Origin of the sequence: Synechococcus sp. CCY9201 (assembly GCF_034931105.1) — a bacterium.
Lineage (GTDB): Bacteria > Cyanobacteriota > Cyanobacteriia > PCC-6307 > Cyanobiaceae > CBW1002.
The window spans coordinates 1-20,501 of record NZ_JAYGIC010000022.1 but is presented as its reverse complement, the minus strand read 5'-3'; the positions used below and the strand labels follow the sequence as shown (position 1 = coordinate 20,501).

The following is a 20,501-nucleotide window of genomic DNA, read 5'->3' as shown; positions in this document are numbered from 1 at the left end:
GCCGCACGGCGGTGGCGGCAATCTAAAAATCGGAGTCAGGCCGCCCCATCAATCGGTGGCAGCTCCTCCAGAGGCACAGGGGCCCTGGCATGGGCGAGGCGGTGGCGATGGGCTAGCCACAGGGTCTCCAACCGCTCCTGGATGCGGCGGCGAAAGCAGGCCGGGGAGAAACGCAGGGCCCACTCGTGCTGAGCGTCAGCAGGAAACCGCCGCCACAGCCGCTCCGTGTGAAAGTGATCCAGGGCCGCTGCCAGGCTCTCCACCGATTGATCGGGGAACAACAGCCCGGTGGGCTGGGCCGCGCCACTCTCCAGACAACGCACACTGTCCAGCAGGCCGCCCTGCCCCAGCGCGATCACAGGGGCGCCGGCCGCCATTGCCTCCACCGGCGCGATCCCGAAATCCTCCAGCCCCGCATAGACATAGGCACGGCACTGTTGCAACCAGGTGGTCACCTCGTCGGCGGGGCGGTGGCCGAGGAACTGGACGTTGGGACCGGCCATGGCTTCGAGTCGCCGTCGTTCGGGCCCATCGCCGATCACCACCAGCGGTAACCCGAGGCGATTGAAGGCTCCCACCACCAGATCGACCCGCTTGTAGGGCACCAACCTGCAGACGCTGAGATAGGTGTCGCTGCGAGGCTGGTCCCAGCGGAATCGAGCCACCTCGACCGGCGGATGCACCACCGTGGCGGTGCGTCGCCAGCAGCGCTGGATCCGGCGGGCAGTGAAGCGGGAATTGGCGATCAGATGGTCGACCCGGCTGCTGCTCACCACGTCCCACTGACGCAGGCGATGCAGCTGGCCGCGGATCAGCGGTCCGAGCGGACTGCGCGCCAGGGCGGAGCGCGCCAGATAGGCATGCATCTGATCCCAGGCGTATCGAACCGGCGTATGGACATAGCTCACATGCAGCTGATCGGGTCCGGTGATCACACCCTTGGCCACCAGATGGTTGCTGCTCAGCACCAGCGGGTAGCCGCCCAGGTCGAGCTGCTCGATCGCCAGGGGCAATAGGGGCAGGTACTGCTGCACATGGCTGACGCCCCACGGCAGCGTCTGGATGAAGGAGGTCTCAATCCGCCGGCCATGCAGCCAGCTCCCCGGTCGCTGACTCTCCCCATCCACCAGGGCAAAGAGCTGGGGATGGAGCAGGGCATCGAGCTGCTCGACCACGGCCTCCGACCCCCCCACCGCCCGGGGTGTGAACCACTCGTGCACCAGCGCGATCGAGGTGGGCAGGGCTGTCATGGCGGGAAGGTTAGGCGGCCTTCATCACGAAAACTCTCAGCACCTTGCCCCCTCTGGGTCAGCTGTCGAAGCTGGGGCCACCACTTGGGAGTTCCCGCTACGGGTCACCATGCCCATCCGCGAACTGCTCGAAGACGCCCTGCAGGAACCTGCCATCGGCACGACTCCCTGCTTCAGCTGGCATGCAACCCCGGTCGGTATCGCTGCGCTCTGGTGTGCCGGTGAGGCTCCATCGGCTCCTCCGTTCGATGACGCCCTCAAGGAAGGTCTCCAGGTGGGGCTTGACCTGAGCCGGGAGGAACGTGAATTCCATCAACTCAGCTCAGGGCTGGTGCTGCTGTTCCACTCCTGAGGGGGACCAGCGAGCTCGCCTGCCACCACGCACCACTCGTGCACAACCCAGCGCACGCAGCCCTGGCGCACCAGCGGATCGCAGGAGACCAGCCGTTCGGCCTCGTCGCGATCGCTGGCCATGAACAACAACATCCCGCCAGCTCCACTGAGGCCCTGACGATCCCTCCAGTAGCCGCTGCTGGGGCGATGACCCGCAGCCTCCAGCTCAGCCAGCCAGCCCCGATGGGCCGGCACCGCCGCATCGAAGCGTGCCTTGTCCACGATGCCCTCCTCGAGCTTCACGAACCAGCGCTGTCTTGTCGCCCGCTCCACTGCGCCCATGCCGCTGGCCCCAAAATTAGGAAGCGCTGTCGTATCCAAGGGTGCTGTCGTGACCTGAGGCGCCAGATGCTGAGGTTTAGAGTCTCGTCACCGGGGCGTGGCGCAGCTTGGTAGCGCGGGTGCTTTGGGAGTACAGCGTGAGACAAGTAAAGACGCAGTGATTGCAGTCGATCTCGGGAGACAGGCAAAGCATTTGAGAGCTGGTGAGAGCTGGTGACGTCAGTCCAGGGCGCGCTGTGAGCCCACTGACGACATCCCGGAGATCCCTTTCCAGCCCCCAACGTCTCTATCCAAGCAGCTGCACCAAGCGGAGAAAAGTCACCCCCCCGAGAGCGCCAAATCGAAGCACCAGTAAAGCGATCTCTAGGAAAGAATGATTATCGCTTCCAGTAAATGCGGGTTCCTGGCAGACAAGTAGCTGCCCCGCATGGCCTGGGCGACGAAATCACGGCTCCCTGGTCGGCCTGAGCCAGTCGTCCGAGGTCTGATTGACAGGCTCCTCAGCCCCCCCCTGCGAGAAGGGTCCGCTCTCGGGGGGATGCCCTGCCCCCGCTGTTCGAGCCCCTGGTCGCCCCCAGGAGCGCCTGGAACGCCCTTCAGATGGTCTGCACGGGTCTTCCCGCGGGTTGGGGCTCCTGGGGGCCGGGCTGGGCCGGAGAAGCCCGCAGTAGACCCGCCAGGCCCGCCCGTCTGTCCCCCGAGGGCGGAGCCACGGACCATGCACGGTGCGGACCATCAGCGCTCCCTCGCGCGGATCCTCCGGCGTCTGCTGCTGGGGCAGGCGGCAGTCCCCTCGCGCGCGGATCCCCTCCCCACCCCAGCAAGTGCGAGAGAGACAGCGCGCGTGGTGATTGACGGCCTCGGGGGGCAGCCATAAGCCATCCTCCTTATTGAGAATGGTTATCATTAACGGAAGTCACTCGGCATGGCCGGCTCCCCGCCGCTCTGCCCGTGGAAGAAATCGGAAATTCCAGGAAGATCAATGTCTAAGTGCGGTCACGGAACGGTGTACCCAACGGTCTTGGCGGCAGCCATCACCGACCTCGAGGGGATGGCGGCCGTTTGCGGATACGAGCAACCTTCTTGGCTCACGATCACACCGTTTTGCGAGCTTGTCGGAGTCCCTCGCCAAACCATGATCGGACGGTTGACCTCCTGGTATGCCCACTGCAACAGGGTTGGCTACAAGCCTTGGACTGATCCGCTGGTATGTCCGATCTACCGGCGTGGTTCGCTTCCTGGTCTGCCACGCCGAGGTCGTGCGCCTGGATGTTGGCTGCTTGATGCAACCCGAGAACGCGCCATTTGGATACATCTGAGTAACTTCAGTCGCTGGAGTGATCAGGAGCGCAGGCGCAAGTGTCTTCGCGACCTCGGGGTACTGCACCAGGGGCAGCTGTGACTTGCTGTTGTTGACGAATAGGTGCTTGGCAGGGGTGGCCTTCCCGCAGCAGAAGGCAACAGAATCGACCTGGGGAGGCCGAGAACTCGGGATTCTCAATAGGGGCTCCAGCTGAGAATCAAGAAGCGAGGCGGCTAGGGCCTGCTGGAAGCCCGGTGTCGAGATCAGTTGCGCGCTCTGGGAGGTTGACGTATCATGATAAAGGACAACTCCCGAGAGCGGCGATGCCCAAAACCTGTGGCTCCGGCCAGGCCAGGGTGCTCTCCCCGGAGCAGCTGGATCAACTCATTGAGGCGGCGCCCAACCCCGAGCACCGAGCCCTGTGGAGCGTCATGAGGTTCACCGGCAGTCGCACCACCGAGACACTGAGACTCCACTGGGGAGCGATCCATAGCGACCGGATCGTGTTCGCAGCCGCCACCACCAAGACCCGCCGCACTCGCGAGCCTCTGATCGCACCGCGCCTGGGGGTGGAGCTGGACCAGTTCCGGCTTCACTGGGAGGAGCGCCACCGGCGCCCTGCCCGCAACGGGTCGCTGCTCTTCCTCAGTCCTGGGAGCGAGAACCAACCCATGACCCGCCAAGCGGCCGACAAGGCCCTGCGGCGGGCTGTGGCGGCCCTTGGACCGGACTTCCCGTCAGGGGTGTCGCTGCATAGCTTCCGCAGAAGCCTGGCCACGACGATGGCGCAGCGTGGCGCGAGCTTGAGAACCGTTCAGCGATTCACGGGGCACGCCAGTCTTGGTCAGCTTCAGAACTACATCGACGTGGCTGAGGCCGACGAAGAGGCGGCGCTGCGGCTTCTGGACTGAGTTCAGGAGCCTTGATTTGGAAGGGTTGTTGACAAAGCAAAGGGGGTAGAGGGAGGCAGGGGAGGCCAGGAGCCCCCCCTTCCCCGATCAGTGAGACAGGAGGGGTTCTATCTGCACGGGATGACCATCCATCAAGCCACCATTCCCAACCCTTCCCTGTGTGGGAACGGGGTTGGCCGACATGCTTCCGGTTCGAGGCCCGAGAAGGCTGCGACGTTCTCCTCGTCCGCGCAAGGCTCCAAGGCCAGGATCGCCTCGATGTCGAGCTCCTCAGGCTCCTGCTCCTGCTCGTCCCTCGCGCCCGCACGCGCACGCGCACGCGTAGAGGGGGAGAGACCCGTTTGTGTCGTCAATTCCCTTTCGGCCAAACCCCTTGCAGCAGAGGGATTCTCAGGGATTTCTCCCTCAGATAATTGACGACAACCGTCGAAATCGTCCACCAGTTTCTGAGAATTCGGTATCAACTCGATACCATTTTCGCCCTCCAAACTGGTGGTTTCACCCCCCTGTGTCGTCAATTCTGAGGCTGATGTCGCCAATTCCAGGGCCTTTTCCGGTATCGCTGTGATACCAGATTCACCAAAACTGGTGGAAGATTTCGGAAGTCCAGCGGATAGTCCCCCCGTTCCCACCCCGAGACCGTGAGACGGGCTTTCACCCTCCGAATAATTGACGACACTGCCCTCTGAACCGTCTGGAATCGAAGACCCGTGTCGCCAATTATTCGTCTCCGAAACCCCTTGCGCTGGAAGGGATTCCGAGGATGCTGAGGCCGCAGAAACCGAATTGACGACACAATCTCTCTCTAGAGGGTTTCCGCTCTCGGGGGGCCGCCCCTCTCCCCCTCCACCGAACACCTGGGCCAGGAAGCTGATCGTTTGCGACTCAGTCTGAGACGCGACGTCGCACCCGGCCCAGCGGTACTGCGGCTCCTTCCTGCCTGCTCTTTCGGCCTCCCTCCATCCGGCCTCAGCGATCAGCTTCGCCTCGATCCACTTCTTGATCCAGCGCTGGACCGTGCGCCGGCTGACTGGCCCGTCCCCCGAGCCTGACCCCTGCACCCGAGCGTCGATCCCGAGCTTGATCTCCGTCGCCGTCATCGGCTCGCTCGCCGCCTTCAGCAGCGACAGCACCAGCGAAGGCCCGGTGACATCGCCGGTCCCCTGCCGCCGCTCCTCCAGCGGAGTGAGATCACTGAACGTCAGCAGCTCTTCGAAGTTCTCGGAGACCAGGAACCGCGCCCCGTCCCGCATGCCGCGAGACTTGCCGATCTGGAGGATCTTGCTTCCCGCAGGGAACGCTTCCTGCTCCTCGGTCTCGAGCTCCTTCAACTCCCAGGTGTCATCCACCGCATTCCGCAGCACATCAGTGCCACGGAACGTCGTCCCGTCCTTCTTGTTGTGGTGGATCCACAGGAAGCACGTCGGCGGAAACTGCACCCCGTTGAACCGCGCCATGTCGTACACCGTCCTGGCGTACTCCTTGTCGTTCTCCGAGTGCGCCGCGTTGTTGCTCGCCGATGACAGCGAGTCGATGATCACCAGCTTTGGCTGCAGCTCATTGAGCAGATCGATCAGCTCCAGCTCCTGCTCCACATCCCAGTTCCAGACCGCCTTCATCCAGTGGCTGTCCCTCCCCTGGATGTCGATCCCCTGCTGCTTCAGGTAGGCCACGTACCCCGAGGGCGTCATGTCGTTCCCCAGCAGCAGCACCTTCCCCGTGGTCGTCGGTGCGAAGTCAGCACCCCTGATGCGGGTGGGCTCCCCGTGACCGACCTTCCGCGCCAGCGCCAAGGCCAGCTTGGTCTTCCCGAGACCGCCACGGGCGTGGAACATCACGCTGCTGGGACAGCGGAGGAAATCAGGAATGATGTAGTCGGTCTCGGTGATGGCGCCAAGCTGCTCAGGCGTTTGAACCTTGATGTCAGCGGTCAGCTCACCGATGTAGAAGCGCTTGTAGCTGTCGTAGATCTCGCGGCCGTTCTTGAAGAGGTAGAAACCGCTGACCTGGGCGTGAGCCCACATCAACAGACGGGCTTGTTCCTTGTTAGGAGTGGCCTTGTCGATCTTCCTACACTCTTTATACAACCCCTCCAAGTCCTGCGCCGTAGGCACCTTATTCGCTACACGTTGCGTCGGCAGGACATCATCTGGATAGGTAAACCCCAATTTTCCTGCAATTTCAGCGACGTACCCCTCTAGCGTCGGCCCTGTCGGATTCTCTGCATACGGGTCGTTGGTCTTGGCCGCATGCACGAACTTCAGCACGTCACCGCCGACAGCGCAGGCGTGGCAGTACCAGACCCCTGAGTTCTTGTTGACCTGGAACGCAGTCCCTGACTCCGATTTGTGCCAGGGGCAGCCCGACATCCAGTGCGCCTCGCCGCCCTCCTTGTCGAGCCAGCCGTACTCGTCAAAGACCGGGTGCTTGTAGATCAGATCGCGGAGCTTCGGCCGCAGCAGGGCCTGGACCTCCTCCTTGAAGAACCAGCCCCGGATCTGCGGCGGGGGAACAGCCGTGTCGCCGTGCGTCTCGTTGAGCTGCTTCTGGTCGTCGCTGTTCAGCCAGGTGACCGGCTTGCAGTGCGGTAGCAGCAGCTCGATCAGCCAGCGCGGCGCGTCGGCGGGCCGCCCCTCGTTGTAGCTCAGCCAGCGGTAGCGCCTGTAGTTGCTGCCAGGGCGCGGGCTTCCCGGCAACACCGACTGGCAGCGGTTGAACCGCAGCACCACTTCCTCGTAGGCCGGTTGATCGTCAACCCGCTTGACCCTGTTCTTGTCGCCGGTCCCCGGCTCCCAGTCACCGGTCTCCCGCAGGATCAGCGTGTTGAAGTCCCGCAGTTGCGGCACCAGCGCGGCTGGGACCTTCCAGAGAATCTGCCGCCGGCCCCGCTTGCCTGATGTCCAGGCCATCGTGGTCTCCCGGCCCCGCTTCTCGTAGTTCTCCTCGCCGATCGCGGCTTTGAGCCGAGCCGCCGCTGTCAGCCCGTCGATGTCCAAGGCGATCAGGCCGCCGCTGGCTTCGCCTGTGATCACCCCGAGCCCGCGATACCGGTGGTCCTTGTCGTACTCCTGCATCAGCTCATCGAACGTCATGCGACGTTGAGCCCAGGACTTGACGTAGGTCGCCTTCCCGGCGACGGGGATGAACGACCAGTCGTCGGGATAGACCTTCGCTCTGAGCTGCTCGACAGCAGAAGCGGAGAAGATATCCGTGTCGGAAGTGTTGTCACTGGAAGAATCACTATTGCCTTCAATCGGGGATTCGTTGCTGGTCATTACGTGAGTCGGGGGAAGCTGGCGACAAAGTCCAAGTCATCAAGTCAGCTGAATGCTGCCATTCAACTGATAGGCGTAGACACCACATAGATCCCCTGCGCCAGTGGAACAAGGACCTAGGCGATGTGGCCCGCTGCTTGATTCGTGTCGCGGTTACTCGTCATTTTGGCGGAAATCTTGGCAGATATTGCTAGCGAAGATGTACAGTCTATGCTCGATAGTTGTTGCTAGCATCCAAATGCATGAGGGTGTAGACAGCAAAGGCGCCTATGGCTTATCAGTTGATCGCCGCTCGGATGCATGTCAATTCCACTCCCTATTGAGTATTGAGCCTTCGGAGGGCACTGGAGGCACTACATCGACACCCCTTGCGTTCACTACAAACAAGAAGACACGATCCTGAGAAGTCATCAGACCGTTCTTGCTCATACAGCCACGCCCACGGCATGCTGTGTCTGACCTCCCACCGCCATGCAAGCCAGTTCATCCCCCGCCCTGGGCGCCTCCCCCGAGTCCGATCCCCTGAAAGAGGAGTTCTTGGGTGCCCTGGAAGCCCTGGGTGGCTCAGCCGGCAACGGACGCCTCTTGGAGCTCCTTGGCTGGGAGGAAGGCACCTATGACGCAGTGCGAGCGGCTCTGGTGGCGACTGGGATGATCGTCCCTGGTCGGGGCAGAGGAGGCTCAGTCGCTCTCGGCACTGGACACCCGACGCCAGCCGGGAGAGCATCCGATCCCAGCCGTTCCACCCAGCAGCGCTCAAGCGTGACAACCGCCGCCCCCCTCGGCCCCCAGCCCACCGGCAAGCAGAACCTCTCGGCTTTCATCTGGTCGGTCGCTGACCTGCTGCGGGGTGACTACAAGCAGAGTGACTACGGCAAGGTGATCCTGCCGTTCACGGTGCTGCGCCGTCTGGACTGCGTGCTGGAGCCATTTAACGTAGCGGCATTGGAGAAGAAGGTGCTACGGATAAGGTGCTCGGTCCCGGGTTCTTCATTATGCGGAAAGCAGGTCAGAACTCCTGAGATCCTCACCACTAGATACGAGGCGGATCCAGGTCGACGAGATAAGCATCAGCGAGGATTTGAGGGATCCATCCAGGTGTTCATCCAGCACCAATGGACATCTTCGAGAGTCGACATCTCAGCCTTCATTGATTGCCAGGGGCTTCAGGCAGCCAAGACGTACCAGCCAGTCACACAGAGATCAGTCCCAAAAAGCAACGTGGGGACTCAATCAAGACGGGCTGGACGAAAGCATTGCTTGGCGCTGGCCTTGGCTGCCCCCTGCGCGCAGGATCCAGTATCCAAGGAGGAGATGCCCTCCCCTCCTCATGTCTATGAATCAAGAGGCCAAGACATGACGGGCTGACGCAGGGATAGCCTGAAGTGGGAATGCCATTCAGTGAAGTTCTCTACTAGAGTGGTAAAAAAGTCGATCTCGGCTAAGTGGCCACTCAAGTAAACTCAGGTTCCATGCATCCCCCTCGTTAATCACAGCCTCGCGAAGTCGCCCATCACCTGCCGTCGATGCCCCTCAGGAGTCTTTGCACCCCACGCCCGTCGGTCTTCGCGGCGGATCGTCGCGCGACGGTGCTCAGCCTGGACACCTTTCTCAAGGGCGCGGTCGATGGGGCGGCGTTCTTTGAGGAGAACTACTTCACCGGGGGGATGCTCACCCTGGTGGATCGGGCGTTCCGGCACCTCAGTGGATCAGGAGCTGGCTCCTCGGTGTTCCAGCTCTCCCAGGCCATGGGAGGCGGCAAAACCCACAGCATGATTTCCCTGGGCCTGCTGGCCCGGGATCCCAACCTCCGTCAGCAGGTCTTCACCCAGATCGAAGGCGGGAATCCAGCCCCAAGCCTGGGTGCCTGCCAGGTGGTGGGTTTCAACGGCCGCAGCACCGACGCAGCTGGCGGGATCTGGGGTTCGATCGCTGAGCAGCTAGGCAAAGGCGAACAGTTCGCCAAGTACGTCTCACCCCTGCTGAGCGCGCCAGGCCCTGAAGCATGGAAGGAGCTGCTGGGCGAACAGCCGCTGGTGATCTTCCTGGACGAGCTGCCGCCGTACCTGGAATATGCCGTGGCGGTGCCGGTGGGCAACGGCAACCTGGCCACGGTGACGACAGCGGCGCTGGCGAACCTCTTCGTGGCCGTCACAGAGATGCCCAACGTCTGCCTGGTGCTCTCTGATCTGGGCGGCACGAACTACGCCGGCGGGCAGGACAACATCAACCAGGCGGTTGATAAGGCGATTCAGCAGCTGAGCGGGGAATCGCGGCGGATCGCGGTGCCGATCACGCCCGTGAACCCCAATGGCGATGAGCTCTATCACATCCTGCGCAAGCGCCTGTTCGCCGAGGTGGCGCCCGCGAGTGCCATTGATGGCGTGGCCGGCTCTTACCGGGAAGCGCTGCGCGACGCCGTGAACATGGGGCTCACCACCACCACCCCGGAATCCCTCTTCACCCGGATTCAGGACTCCTACCCCTTCCATCCCGACCTGCGGGAGCTGGTGGGCAAGTTCAAGGAGAACGAGGGCTTCCAGCAAACCCGGGGCGTGATCCGGTTGATGCAGATGGTCGTTTCCGACCTCTGGAACTCTGGCAAGGCCGGCGGCCTGGATTTGATCCACCCCTACGACCTCGACCTCAACCAGGACGAGCTCGCCTCCGAGGTGCGCACGATCAACCCCAGCCTCAGCGAAGCGATCGCCCACGACATCGCCCATGGCGGCGATGCCGAGGTGGAGGTGATCGATGAGGCCAACGGCAACACCGACGCCTCCGATGCCGCCCGGCTGATCCTGGTGGCCTCCCTCTCCACCACCCCTGGCGCCATCCATGGGATGCGGGAGTACCAACTGGTGGACTGCCTGCAGCGCCCCGGCCGCGACCTCTCCGCGTTCAAGACCAACGTTCTCGACAAGCTGGCGACGCGGGCCTGGTACCTGCACAACTCACCGGATGGCCGGCTGTTCTTCAAGAACCAGCAGAACCTGGCGGCCAAGCTGCGCTCTACGGCCCAGTCGCTCCACAACGAAACCGTGGAGCGGATGCTGCGGGAGCACCTGGAGGACTACTTCACACCCAGCCTGCGCGACTGCTTCCAAGCGGTGAAGGTGCTGCCGCCCCCGGATGAGGTTCAGCTCGACCAGGAGAAGACCACCCTGGTGATCACCCGCCCCGGCGGCCAGGCCAATGGGCTGCCGGTGTCGCAGGACTGGCAGGACTGGTGGCAGCAGCAACCGTTCAAGAACCGGGTGCTGTTCCTGAGCGGCTCCAAAGACACCTACATGAAGATCCTCGATGCCGCCCGCCAGTCGCGGGCCCTGGTGAGCATCGAGGACGACCTCAAAGGCGAGAACACTCCGCCGGATGATCCGCAGTGGCGGGCGCTCGACAGCCTCCGTGATCGGATCGGTCTCCAGTTCACATCAGCTCTCAAGGAGACGTTTGATCAGATTGTCTATCCGTCGGTGAACTCCGCCCTGCGGACCAGTGCCATTGACCTGGCCTTTGCCGGCAACACCAACGGCGAAGCCACGGTCAAACAGACCCTGATCACTGTTCGCAAGTTCACGACCGAGATCAGCGAGGACTCGTTCCGCAGCTACGCGGAAGCCAAGCTCTTTGGCTCCGCCGACAGCGCCGTTGTGCTCTGGGCCGATGTGAAGCGCGCTGCCGCGACACGCACCGACTGGCCGCTGCACAAGCCCTCGGCGCTGGACGACGTGAAGGCTGATGCGATCCAGCGCGATCGCTGGCGGCCTGAGGGCAACTACGTACGCAAGGGTCCCTTCCCTCCGCCGACTCCAAACATCGAGATCCGGGAGCTCAGCCGCGACGATGACGGCGATGGCCGCACCTATCTGCAACTGGTGCCGCTGCATTGCGACAGCATCGTGTTCGAGAGCGGTGAGAGCGAGCCCACCACCGCCTCATCTCCCGTGCCCTCCGCGGCCAAGTTTGAGGCCAAGGGCCTGCAATACAAGTTCCTGGCTTTCGACAGCGAGAACCCTGAGCGGCAAAGCGAGGTGAAGACCTGGACCGCAACCCTGAGGCTCAAGAAACAACTGCATGACCGCGGCGATCACTACGAGGTGGAGCTGCTGGCCTTCCCGCGGGTCAATGGCGTGAGCATCCACTACACAACGGACGGCTCCTCGCCGATCGGCACCAATGCGGCGGTGTACGACGGACCGATCCGGGTTCCGGGCAACTGCCGCAAGGTCTGCGCCGTGGCGCAGGCCCCGGCCTACTCGCTGACCTCCCAGGGGATCGTGCAAGATATCCCCAAGCGCGGGGATAAGCGACCCATTATCGACCCCACACGGCCGGCGCGGTGGCAGAAGGTGTGCAAGCTCGATGACTCTGGCGCGGTGTGGGACCTGGTCACCCGGCTGGAGCAGAACCCAGGTGTGCTGGCCTACGACGTGCAGCTCTCAGCCCAGAGCAGCGATGGCGAGCAGATCGTGGACTACAGCGGCTCGTTGGCCAACGGCTATGGCGGCACCGACCTGAAGACAGTGGCTGGCAAGCTCCAGGACATCGTGCAAGACGGGACGCTGCGAATGGAGATCGGCGAACTGGGCTTCCCCACGGGCCAGGCCCTGATCGACTGGCTGAACGTGGTGAAGGAGCCGTTCAACCTCAGCTACGTGAGCCAGGACTGAGCCATGGCCAGAACCCCCATGGCGACGCGCAAGAGCATCGGTCTGGGCTTTGTGCCGGAGGAGAGCCGCCATGGCTTTTTGATCCACATCCCCAAGGGCACAGCCAAGGGCGACATGATCTCGATCAGCGAGTACCGCGGCGATCGCTTCAACGGAGCGGAGGTGACCTCCCTGCCAGCTCCACCACCGTCGGACCCTGCGCTGCGGGTATCACTGGACCGAGGGCGCTGGGCGGCGCTAGCGCCGGCGTTCTGGGAGGAGGCCAACCGGCGGCTACGGGCCAATGGCCTGGCAACCGCCAAGCTCATCAAGAGCCCCACCAAGCCGATCCCCGTGCATCCATCGCTGGGGAAGGAACTGTGCGTGCTGTGCTGGGCGGTGGAAGAAGCCTCGATCGACGACATCCCCAACGCCCTGCGCAACTGGGAAGCCCTGGCCCCCGAGGAGCGTTGGTGGCTCTACACGATGACGGTGGCCACCACGGGCCAGGCGATGAAGAAGGGGGTGGGATGGCGCAAAGCCCTCCGCGCCGCCATCGCCGACAACCCCTTCGTGAAGGGCGAGGGGATGTCACCCAAAGCACGACGTGAACTGCTTGGACACTCGCAACTGACTCTGGAGATCTGAGATGCAGAAAGCCTTCATCGAAACCCAATTCCCCATCGCCCGGCTCTCAGCGGAGTCGTACAAAGAGCGCAAGGCGGTGTCAGGCCAGACTCTCACGGGCCTTGGGAAGTGGTGGGGTCGTAAGCCGCTGATCCTGGTGCGTGCGTGCATCCTGGGGATGCTGATGCCGGCGTCGGACGATCCCAAGAAAGATCGTGAGATTTTCCTCAAGATCCTCACGATGGATGATGACGGCACATGGCAGCGACAGAAAGGTGAAATCCCTGTCAAAGCCTGGCGGGAAGTCGCTCCCGCTGAGATTCAGGACAAGTACTTCGGCGCACGAGGGTTTCAACGCGGCATCAGCGATGAGGAAAAAGAGTTTGTGCTTGCCGAGATATGGGAGAGCCTCACCGATCAACAACGTCAACAACTGGACGATCAGCGAAGGCGTGCCGTTTCTGATCGTGCTGAATTTGACTCTTTACCCTATTCCGAGCGGCTTGACCTCTGTGAACGACCGGAGAATGTATCGGGGCCAACCGAATTAGCCTGGAACGCAATCAATACCCATCTTGGAACTAGCGCGTCAAGCCTGACGGAGCTTGTTGAAGAGCTTGGCAACCGCAGCTTTGGTCATTCTCCACGAGTTGGCGATGCTTTCTGTGGGGGCGGCTCGATACCCTTCGAGGCAGCCCGCATGGGCTGCGAAGCATTCGGCTCTGATCTCAACCCAGTCGCAGGTCTGCTCACCTGGGCCAGCATCAATTTAATCGGAGGGGGAAGGGAAATCCAGCGCGAAGTCAATACAATACAAGACAAAGCATTTGCTAAAGCTGATCAACAAATCTCTGAGTGGGGGATCGAACATAACGACAAGGGCGAAAGAGCTGACGCATACTTGTATTGCATAGAGGTCAAGCCCGAGGGCTGTGACTACTACATTCCAGTCGCGCCAAGCTGGGTAATAGCCGAGAAATATCGCATTGTTGCCACCTGGGAGCGAGCTGATAACTCTGAACACCTAATGCCAACTGTTCAATCTGTCAGCAATGATGAGTTCAAGCTCTATAAAAACAAGAAAGGTGCCTCCCTGGTTGACGGCCGCATTGTTGATCCACTAGACCCAACTCGCTCCTGGTCTGTAGAGGCATTGCGAGGCCCGGACGGCCTTCGCCATTGGAACAACGAAGACTTGGTGCCCAGACCAAGTGATGTCCTCCAAGAGCGACTTTATTGTATTCGCTGGATCAACAGCAGGGGCGAGAGACGTTACTCAGCGCCAGATACGGCAGACCTTGATCGCGAATCAAAGGTCCTTCAATTACTACGTGAGAGATTCGCGGAGTGGCAAGACAAAGGATTTATACCTTCTAGAAGAATACCCGAGACTGGAGCCGAAACGGATCGACTCTTTCGAGAGCGCGGATGGACGCACTGGCATCATCTTTTTACGCCAAGACAACTGCTTCTGCATGGTCTCATTAGCGAGTGCTGGAACAGGCTGTCAAGCTCCAGAGAGCAAAGGGCCGCGGCACTTCTCGCGCTTGGTCGCATTGCAAATTTTGACTCAAAGCTATGCATCTGGGGGACGCTACAGGGAGGCGGCATAGGAGGCGGAGTTCAGACCTTCTCCAATCAGGCATTAAATACCTTGTACAACTATCAATCAAGATCTATTGCATCAATCAAGACGTCCGGCCTGTCTCTTGGCTCCCCATCTGCCCAACGTCTCTCCGGAACCGTAGAGCTAGTCGACGCCAGAGATATTGATCATGAATGCGATGCCTGGGTTACAGACCCTCCTTATGCAGATGCCGTCAATTACCATGAGCTGGGAGACTTCTTTCTGGCTTGGCAAGACAGGCTGCTCAAGTCCAGTTTTGACGAGTGGCAGGCAGACTCGCGTTCGGAGCTGGCTGTAAGAGGTGACGGAAAGGATTTCCGTCAGTCGATGGTGGAGGTATACAAGAATCTGACACTGAAAATGCCAGCAAATGGATGTCAGGTGGTCATGTTCACCCACCAAAATCCAAGAGTTTGGGCTGATTTGGGCATGATTCTCTGGGCTTCTGGATTGAAAGCTACTGCAGCATGGACCATTAGCACCGAGACTGCCGCAGGGCTTAAGAAGGGAAACTACGTTCAAGGAACGGTGTGCCTTGTTCTGCGAAAAAGAGTCGAAGATGAGCCTGGATTCTTGTTTGATATTTATCCAATGGTGGAGGACGAAGTTCGCAAGCAACTAGCCTCTATGCAGGCCCTGGACGAGCAGGGTGAGCCCAACTTTGGGGATTCTGACTACCAACTAGCCGCCTACGCGGCAGCGCTGAAAGTTCTGACTCAATATTCGACACTAGATGGCAAAAACGTCGCAGACGAAGTCTTCGCCGTGCGCTCTAAGAACGAAAAAAGCGAATTTGAGCAGGTCATCGAACGCGCCATCACCATCGCCTGCGATGCCCTCATCCCCAAAGGTCTTCACGATTCCTGGCGCGATCTCAACCTGATCGAGCGCTACTACCTCCGCGCCGTTGATATCGAATCCCGGGGTGAGCGCCGCAAGGGCATGTACGAAGAACTCGCCCGCGGCTTCGGCGTCACCGAGATCAAGCCGCTGCTCAAGAGCGACAAGGCCAACGGAACCCGTGTGCACACGCCTTCGGGATTCGGGACCAGTCTTCTGGCACCGATCGACGGAGCGGTTGCAACGGCGGCTGCCCTGCCCCGGCGAGGCCGTGTCAGCAGCAGCGGCCCCCATCCCTTTGCTGCAACCCCTCTGCGCCACCTACTGTTCGCCGTCTGCGAAACCGCCGCAGCGGACAACGACCCCAACCAGGGGCGCCAGTACCTGCGAGACACCTTCGGGCAGACCTACTGGGGGCGCAGGGAAGGAATGGTGCGCCTGCTGGATTGGCTCGCCGCCCTCGGTAACTCAGAGGACACCGCTGATTGGGCCAAAGACTCAGAAGCGGCTCGCATCCTTGCCGGTCGCCTGAGGAACGATGACGCCTGATGCTCAAGCACCACTCCAGTCGTCGTAGCCGGCTCGATCAAGGCGTTCTCAGCGACCGCCTGCAAGGGGCGTTGAGCTACGACCGCATCGCCGGGTACTTCCGCTCCAGCCTGCTGGAGGTGGCCGGTGAGGCGATCACTGGGGTGAGCGGCAAGGTGCGGATCATTTGCAACTCCGACCTGGATCCCGATGACCTGGCCACCGCCACTGCAGCCCAGGCAGCACTCCGACGCAGTTGGTGCGCCGGCCAGCCCGAGCTGGCGCCTCCCAATGCCCTTCCCCGCTACAAGGCGCTCTACGACGCCCTGCTCAGCGACAAGATCGAGATCCGCGTGTTGCCCGACACGGCCTTCGGGTTGATCCACGGCAAGGCCGGCGTGATCCGTTACGCCAACGGGAGCAGCACTGCCTTTCTCGGCAGCGTTAACGAGAGCGCCAGCGCCTGGAAGCTCAACTACGAGCTGCTCTGGGAAAGCGATGAGCCAGACACCATCGCCTGGGTGCAGGAGGAGTTCGATGCCCTTTGGAACGATCACCGAGCCCGCGATCTGGCCGACTGCCCGTTCATTCAGAACGACGTGCAGCGGATCATCCACCGCCAGGTGGTGGAACCTGAGGCCCTGCAAAAGGTCGATGTGATGGAAGCCGCCGCCGCGGCTGCGGTGGAAACCCCGATCTACCGGCGTGAGCAGGGGCTCTGGCCCCATCAGAAGTACTTCGCCAGCCTGGCACTGGAACGCCATCGCCTCGGCGGCGCTCGGCTGGTGCTGGCCGATCAGGTGGGCCTGGGTAAGACCATCCAGCTGGCCATGGCCGCGCTGTTGATGGGCTTGGAAGACCCGGAGGGTGGCCCGATCCTGGTGCTGGCGCCCAAGCCTCTGCTGCAGCAATGGCGCGATGAGCTGATGGAGCTCCTGCAGCTGCCGTCGGCCTATTGGAACGGCCGCAGCTGGGTGGATGAAAACGATGTGGAGCACCCCTCGGAAGGGGTGACCTCGCTCAGCAAATGCCCGCGCCGCATCGGCTTGGTGTCGCAGGGCCTGATCGTGCGCGGGATGCCGCAGGCGATCCGCCAGCTGCTGAACCAGCGCTACACCTGCGTAATCGTCGACGAAGCCCACCGGGCGAGGCGCCGCAACCGCCCCAAGATGGACGCCGGCCAACCAGAGGTGGACGAGAAGGCAGAGCCCAACAAGCTGATGAGCTTCCTTTGCCAGATCGGCGAAAAGACCAAAAGCATGCTGCTCGCCACCGCCACCCCTGTGCAGTTGCATCCGGTGGAGGCATGGGACCTGCTCTCGATCCTCTCCAACGGCAACGAGGGCGTGCTGGGTGGCATCACCAAGACCAGCCGCTGGTTCAGCGCTTACCGCACCATCCAGGTCGCTACCGGCGAGCAAACCGTGCCAGCCGATAACGATGTGGAGGGTTGGGAGTTCGTGCGTGACCCCCTGCCGGCATCCACGGAAGACCCCGCCATCGAAAAGATCCGGCGGCAACTGCGGGCAAAAGACAGGCAATGGCAGTTCACCCCTGAAACGCTCGACAAGCTCCCCAATGCCATTCGCCGTGTGCAGCTGAAGAACAAGCTGCTGCCGGAGTACGGCGAGCGCTTCAACCCGCTCCTGCGCTGCATCGTGCGCCGCACCCGCAGCTACCTGGAGCAGGAGATCAACCCGGCCACCGGCAGCTACTACCTCCCTAAGGTGGAGGTGAAGCTCTTCGGGGAAGACGACAACGACGCCATCAACCTCGGCGGATACCTCAGGGAGGCGTACGAGGAAGCCGAAAAGTTCAGCGAGTTGTTGCAGAAGCGGATGCGCGGGGCTGGGTTCTTCAAGACCCTGCTGCTGCGCCGCCTGGGCAGCTCCATGGAGGCCGGCCGCAACACCGTGGGCAAGCTGCTGAACATTTCACCAGACACCGGCGACGACGAAGACGAGGACGACGCCGACGAAGACCTCTTCGGGAACGAGGGGCAGCCGCAGGGCTACAGCGAGTTCCGCAACTTCTCCACCGATGAGATCACGTCCCTAGAGCGCTGCCTGAACCTGCTCAAGCAGGGCGGTAACCGCGATCCCAAGCTCGAAGCCATCCTTGGCTACCTGCTCGGCACAAACCCCAATGCAACCGAGCGTTGGGTCGATCGGGGCTGCATCCTCTTCTCGCAGTACTACGACACGGTGCGCTGGGTTGGTGAGCAGCTAGCCAAACACCCTGACATCCCCAGCGATCTGACCATCGGCCTCTACGCCGGCAGCAACCGTTCCGGCTTCTGGCTGGGCGGCCGTTTCCAACGCTGCGACCGCACCTTGCTCAAAGACCGGGTGCGTAAGGGCAAGATCAAGCTGCTGCTCGGCACCGATGCCGCCTCTGAGGGCCTCAACCTTCAGCGCCTCGGCACCCTGATCAACATCGACCTTCCCTGGAACCCCACCCGCCTGGAGCAACGCAAGGGGCGGATCCAACGCATCGGCCAGGCCCGCAACCAGGTGTGGATCGCCAACCTGCGCTACCGCGACTCCGTGGAAGACAAGGTGCACCGCGTGCTGGCTGAACGCCTCCAGGCCATCCACGAACTCTTCGGCCAGATCCCCGACACCCTCGAAGACGTTTGGGTGAAGGTGGCCCTCAACGACGAAGCCGAAATCGCCGAACTAATCGATCAGACCACCGCCACCCGCAACCCTTTTGACAAGAAGTACAGCAAAGTAGAAGATGCAGCCTGGGAGACCTGCTCGTCAGTACTGAATCCGATCAGCGTCAAGGAGCTCATGGAAAAGAGCTGGGCCTAAAAGACTAGGATGTTTATTGCTATTTGCTCTCGACATAGAGACAGGCGATTGATTACAGCAGATGAGGCATACAGCCGAGTCCATAGACTACAGGATTGGGGGTCTATTCAGAGCAGGGATGGCTGGATCTGCGCAGAGTGCCGCCAACCAGTCTTTCTCAAGCCTCCACACGAACGTCTTATGAAAACACAAAGCTATATTGTTCAGGCCCATTTCTGCCACCATTCCACCACTGCAGCGAAAGCCTGTGGCCTATACAAGGCTGGATCAACCAGCAGGCAGACAACTGCGGAGTGGATACGAAATGCTCGAGGCCAGAGTCTTAAGAGGTTCTTCGGTCGCACCGAAGAAGAATCTTGCTTTGCCTCAGACATAATCACAAGCGAGGAGCGTCTTATTGAGGCGCTAGCAAGCAAGATGGGAGCAAAGCAGCCTCCCCTGCTTTCTCCAGCAACAAGTGCCACACAACACCCTCTGTCAGCACATCAGATCTGTGACTGCCTTGATAAGCTTGACGACCTCAATCTTGGGATACTGACCCTCGGGTTGGCCGTGCCAACTCGCCTTCCCATAAGAATATCAGCCAGAACGGAAGGCAGAGAGAATCTGCGGAATTTCATCACTCAGCACGGAGCGAATAGAAGGCAGTACTTCCGAGCACTCACAGAGCATAATCTGCATAGCGAGCACGACAGCTTAGCACATGAGATTTCGAGCATTATTTTATCGGAGATACAGACTTCGGCGAAGTTTAAATCGTTTACTTATCACGGCTTCATGGCCACTTGCCTTGAAGAAGTCCTGAGGCATTCTCGACTTTCAATGCAGTTCAGCAATCCACCAAACTATACTCAGTATCTATCTTGCCTGCCGCTGCTTAGGCACAGGATCGGGCCTTCAGCGAGCCCAACCTCCACCATTAAGTCCAAGAGGAATACGGTCGAGAGTTCAATCCTATCCCCAGGGAACGACACACAAAATCCTCCCGTGAGATTCACGAGAAATGGAAAGTTATTACTTTCCTATACGGTATTAGAAAAGCTTTGCGATGAAGGGTCGCGACTTGATGGTCTATCTCACTTCATCAAGCCAGAGGGTCATCCGAAGACAAATCACTACTTACTAATTCCAGGGTACAACTGCGTCCTCCTAACAAGCAGCCTTCACGAGGATCTCTCATCTTCAAGCGGCACCACAACAATGTGCCCTGAGATCCTTTGCGCGCCAGACTCCGAGCTTCCGGAGATGCTATGGCAATGCAGACTTTGCCTCCTGCATAGTCATGGCGACATGCTAACCAGCAGGAAAGATGCACAATTCCTGATCAAATCAATTAATCGGCACTTCGGCCTTAGCTGCACAGGCCGTAGCGGAGGAAGACGCTACCGAAGAGTCCACTCGGGAATCAGGATTACCCTTGATGGCTATTGATTACTATTGCCGCAAGGATGCCGGTGGGGCCACTCAGGTGCACTTGACCAAGGGCACGATCCAGGTGTCATTCCCCCGAGATTCAGAAAACACCTTATTCACTTCACTCACCGCACCAATCAACCCTATGCGTTTATGCCATATGCCAAGCGAAAGGCTTGGTATGTCATTAGAATGCGTGCGGTGGATATCGGCTTTAACTAAATCAATCACTCCCTGAAGTTCAGTAATGAATTCTGAGATGATCAACTTCTCATCTAGTAAGGCTGCAAGATCTGCCTTCTGAGAAGGTGCGTATCCAACAGGCTGAGAGGAAACCTGGACGTCCAAAGTGGTTATCTTGTCACCAACGACTTGTCGTTCCGAGCGGAGTCTAGTCATATGAGCATGGCAATTACTTAACACAGTGGACTTGTTTTCCATCACTGGAGACTTTATGGCTCTTGATTACCCAGCTCGCTCCGTGCAGGCCATTTGTCCCGACTAGAGTGGTACGCAGATACTGTTCTGGCCATGGCGCGCAACGGCATCCAGTTCCAGAAGGGCCTGTCTCTGCCTGAGTTCCAGCG

Annotated in this window: 11 protein-coding genes; 7 read left to right on the top strand and 4 right to left on the bottom strand. The window is 60.7% G+C overall.

Annotated features, from left to right (window positions below):
- Positions 1 to 35: 35 nt before the first annotated feature.
- Positions 36 to 1,250: a glycosyltransferase gene (locus tag VB716_RS01895; protein ID WP_323269585.1), complete on the bottom strand. Its 1,215-nt coding sequence runs from the start codon at positions 1,248 to 1,250 to the stop codon at positions 36 to 38.
- Between the two features lie 109 nt (positions 1,251 to 1,359).
- Here VB716_RS01895 and VB716_RS01890 point away from each other — a divergent pair, with 109 nt between their 5' ends.
- Positions 1,360 to 1,602 (top strand): hypothetical protein, encoded by a 243-nt coding sequence (locus tag VB716_RS01890; protein WP_197153763.1) that lies wholly within the window; start codon positions 1,360 to 1,362, stop codon positions 1,600 to 1,602.
- Here the strand turns inward: VB716_RS01890 and VB716_RS01885 are convergent.
- Complete coding sequence (locus tag VB716_RS01885; RefSeq protein ID WP_197153762.1) at positions 1,563 to 1,925, bottom strand: YciI family protein; 363 nt, start codon at positions 1,923 to 1,925, stop codon at positions 1,563 to 1,565. The genes VB716_RS01890 and VB716_RS01885 overlap by 40 nt on opposite strands.
- Positions 1,926 to 3,551: 1,626 nt before the next feature.
- On the opposite strand from VB716_RS01885, the gene VB716_RS01880 reads away from it, so the two are divergent.
- Positions 3,552 to 4,139 carry a tyrosine-type recombinase/integrase gene (locus VB716_RS01880; RefSeq protein WP_323269584.1) on the top strand — a complete coding sequence of 196 codons (588 nt, stop codon included), beginning with the start codon at positions 3,552 to 3,554 and terminating at the stop codon, positions 4,137 to 4,139.
- A 131-nt stretch (positions 4,140 to 4,270) separates the two neighbouring features.
- On the opposite strand, the gene VB716_RS01875 is transcribed toward VB716_RS01880, so the two are convergent.
- The gene (locus tag VB716_RS01875) at positions 4,271 to 7,414 is read right to left on the bottom strand and encodes a bifunctional DNA primase/polymerase (protein ID WP_323269583.1); all 3,144 of its coding nucleotides are present in this window, start codon (positions 7,412 to 7,414) and stop codon (positions 4,271 to 4,273) included.
- Positions 7,415 to 8,176: 762 nt separating this feature from the next.
- On the opposite strand from VB716_RS01875, the gene VB716_RS01870 reads away from it, so the two are divergent.
- From VB716_RS01870 to VB716_RS01850, 5 genes are all read left to right on the top strand, one after another.
- Entirely contained in the window at positions 8,177 to 8,782 is a 606-nt protein-coding gene (locus VB716_RS01870) for a type I restriction-modification system subunit M N-terminal domain-containing protein (RefSeq protein WP_323269582.1), read from the top strand.
- Between the two features lie 158 nt (positions 8,783 to 8,940).
- Positions 8,941 to 12,084, top strand: a complete 3,144-nt coding sequence (locus VB716_RS01865; RefSeq protein ID WP_323269581.1) for a DUF499 domain-containing protein — start codon at positions 8,941 to 8,943, stop codon at positions 12,082 to 12,084.
- 3 nt (positions 12,085 to 12,087) lie between these two features.
- Positions 12,088 to 12,711: a DUF3780 domain-containing protein gene (locus VB716_RS01860; RefSeq protein WP_323269580.1), complete on the top strand. Its 624-nt coding sequence runs from the start codon at positions 12,088 to 12,090 to the stop codon at positions 12,709 to 12,711.
- A 1-nt stretch (position 12,712) separates the two neighbouring features.
- Positions 12,713 to 15,706, top strand: coding sequence for an anti-phage-associated DUF1156 domain-containing protein (locus VB716_RS01855; RefSeq protein ID WP_323269579.1), 2,994 nt, complete (start codon positions 12,713 to 12,715; stop codon positions 15,704 to 15,706).
- Complete coding sequence (locus VB716_RS01850) at positions 15,706 to 18,501, top strand: phospholipase D-like domain-containing anti-phage protein (RefSeq protein WP_323269578.1); 2,796 nt, start codon at positions 15,706 to 15,708, stop codon at positions 18,499 to 18,501. The genes VB716_RS01855 and VB716_RS01850 overlap by 1 nt, the downstream gene beginning before the upstream one ends.
- Before the next feature lie 1,464 nt (positions 18,502 to 19,965).
- Here the strand turns inward: VB716_RS01850 and VB716_RS01845 are convergent.
- Complete coding sequence (locus tag VB716_RS01845) at positions 19,966 to 20,355, bottom strand: hypothetical protein (RefSeq protein ID WP_323269577.1); 390 nt, start codon at positions 20,353 to 20,355, stop codon at positions 19,966 to 19,968.
- Positions 20,356 to 20,501: the final 146 nt, after the last annotated feature.

What these genes read in the sequence shown, in the direction of transcription:
- VB716_RS01895 (WP_323269585.1), bottom strand. Translation starts at nt 1,250, where the DNA reads ATGACAGCCCTGCCCACCTCGATCGCGCTGGTGCACGAGTGGTTCACA.
- VB716_RS01880 (WP_323269584.1), top strand. Translation starts at nt 3,552, where the DNA reads ATGCCCAAAACCTGTGGCTCCGGCCAGGCCAGGGTGCTCTCCCCGGAG.
- VB716_RS01860 (WP_323269580.1), top strand. Translation starts at nt 12,088, where the DNA reads ATGGCCAGAACCCCCATGGCGACGCGCAAGAGCATCGGTCTGGGCTTT.
- VB716_RS01865 (WP_323269581.1), top strand. Translation starts at nt 8,941, where the DNA reads ATGCCCCTCAGGAGTCTTTGCACCCCACGCCCGTCGGTCTTCGCGGCG.
- VB716_RS01850 (WP_323269578.1), top strand. Translation starts at nt 15,706, where the DNA reads ATGCTCAAGCACCACTCCAGTCGTCGTAGCCGGCTCGATCAAGGCGTT.
- VB716_RS01885 (WP_197153762.1), bottom strand. Translation starts at nt 1,925, where the DNA reads ATGGGCGCAGTGGAGCGGGCGACAAGACAGCGCTGGTTCGTGAAGCTC.
- VB716_RS01890 (WP_197153763.1), top strand. Translation starts at nt 1,360, where the DNA reads ATGCCCATCCGCGAACTGCTCGAAGACGCCCTGCAGGAACCTGCCATC.
- VB716_RS01875 (WP_323269583.1), bottom strand. Translation starts at nt 7,414, where the DNA reads ATGACCAGCAACGAATCCCCGATTGAAGGCAATAGTGATTCTTCCAGT.
- VB716_RS01845 (WP_323269577.1), bottom strand. Translation starts at nt 20,355, where the DNA reads ATGGAAAACAAGTCCACTGTGTTAAGTAATTGCCATGCTCATATGACT.
- VB716_RS01855 (WP_323269579.1), top strand. Translation starts at nt 12,713, where the DNA reads ATGCAGAAAGCCTTCATCGAAACCCAATTCCCCATCGCCCGGCTCTCA.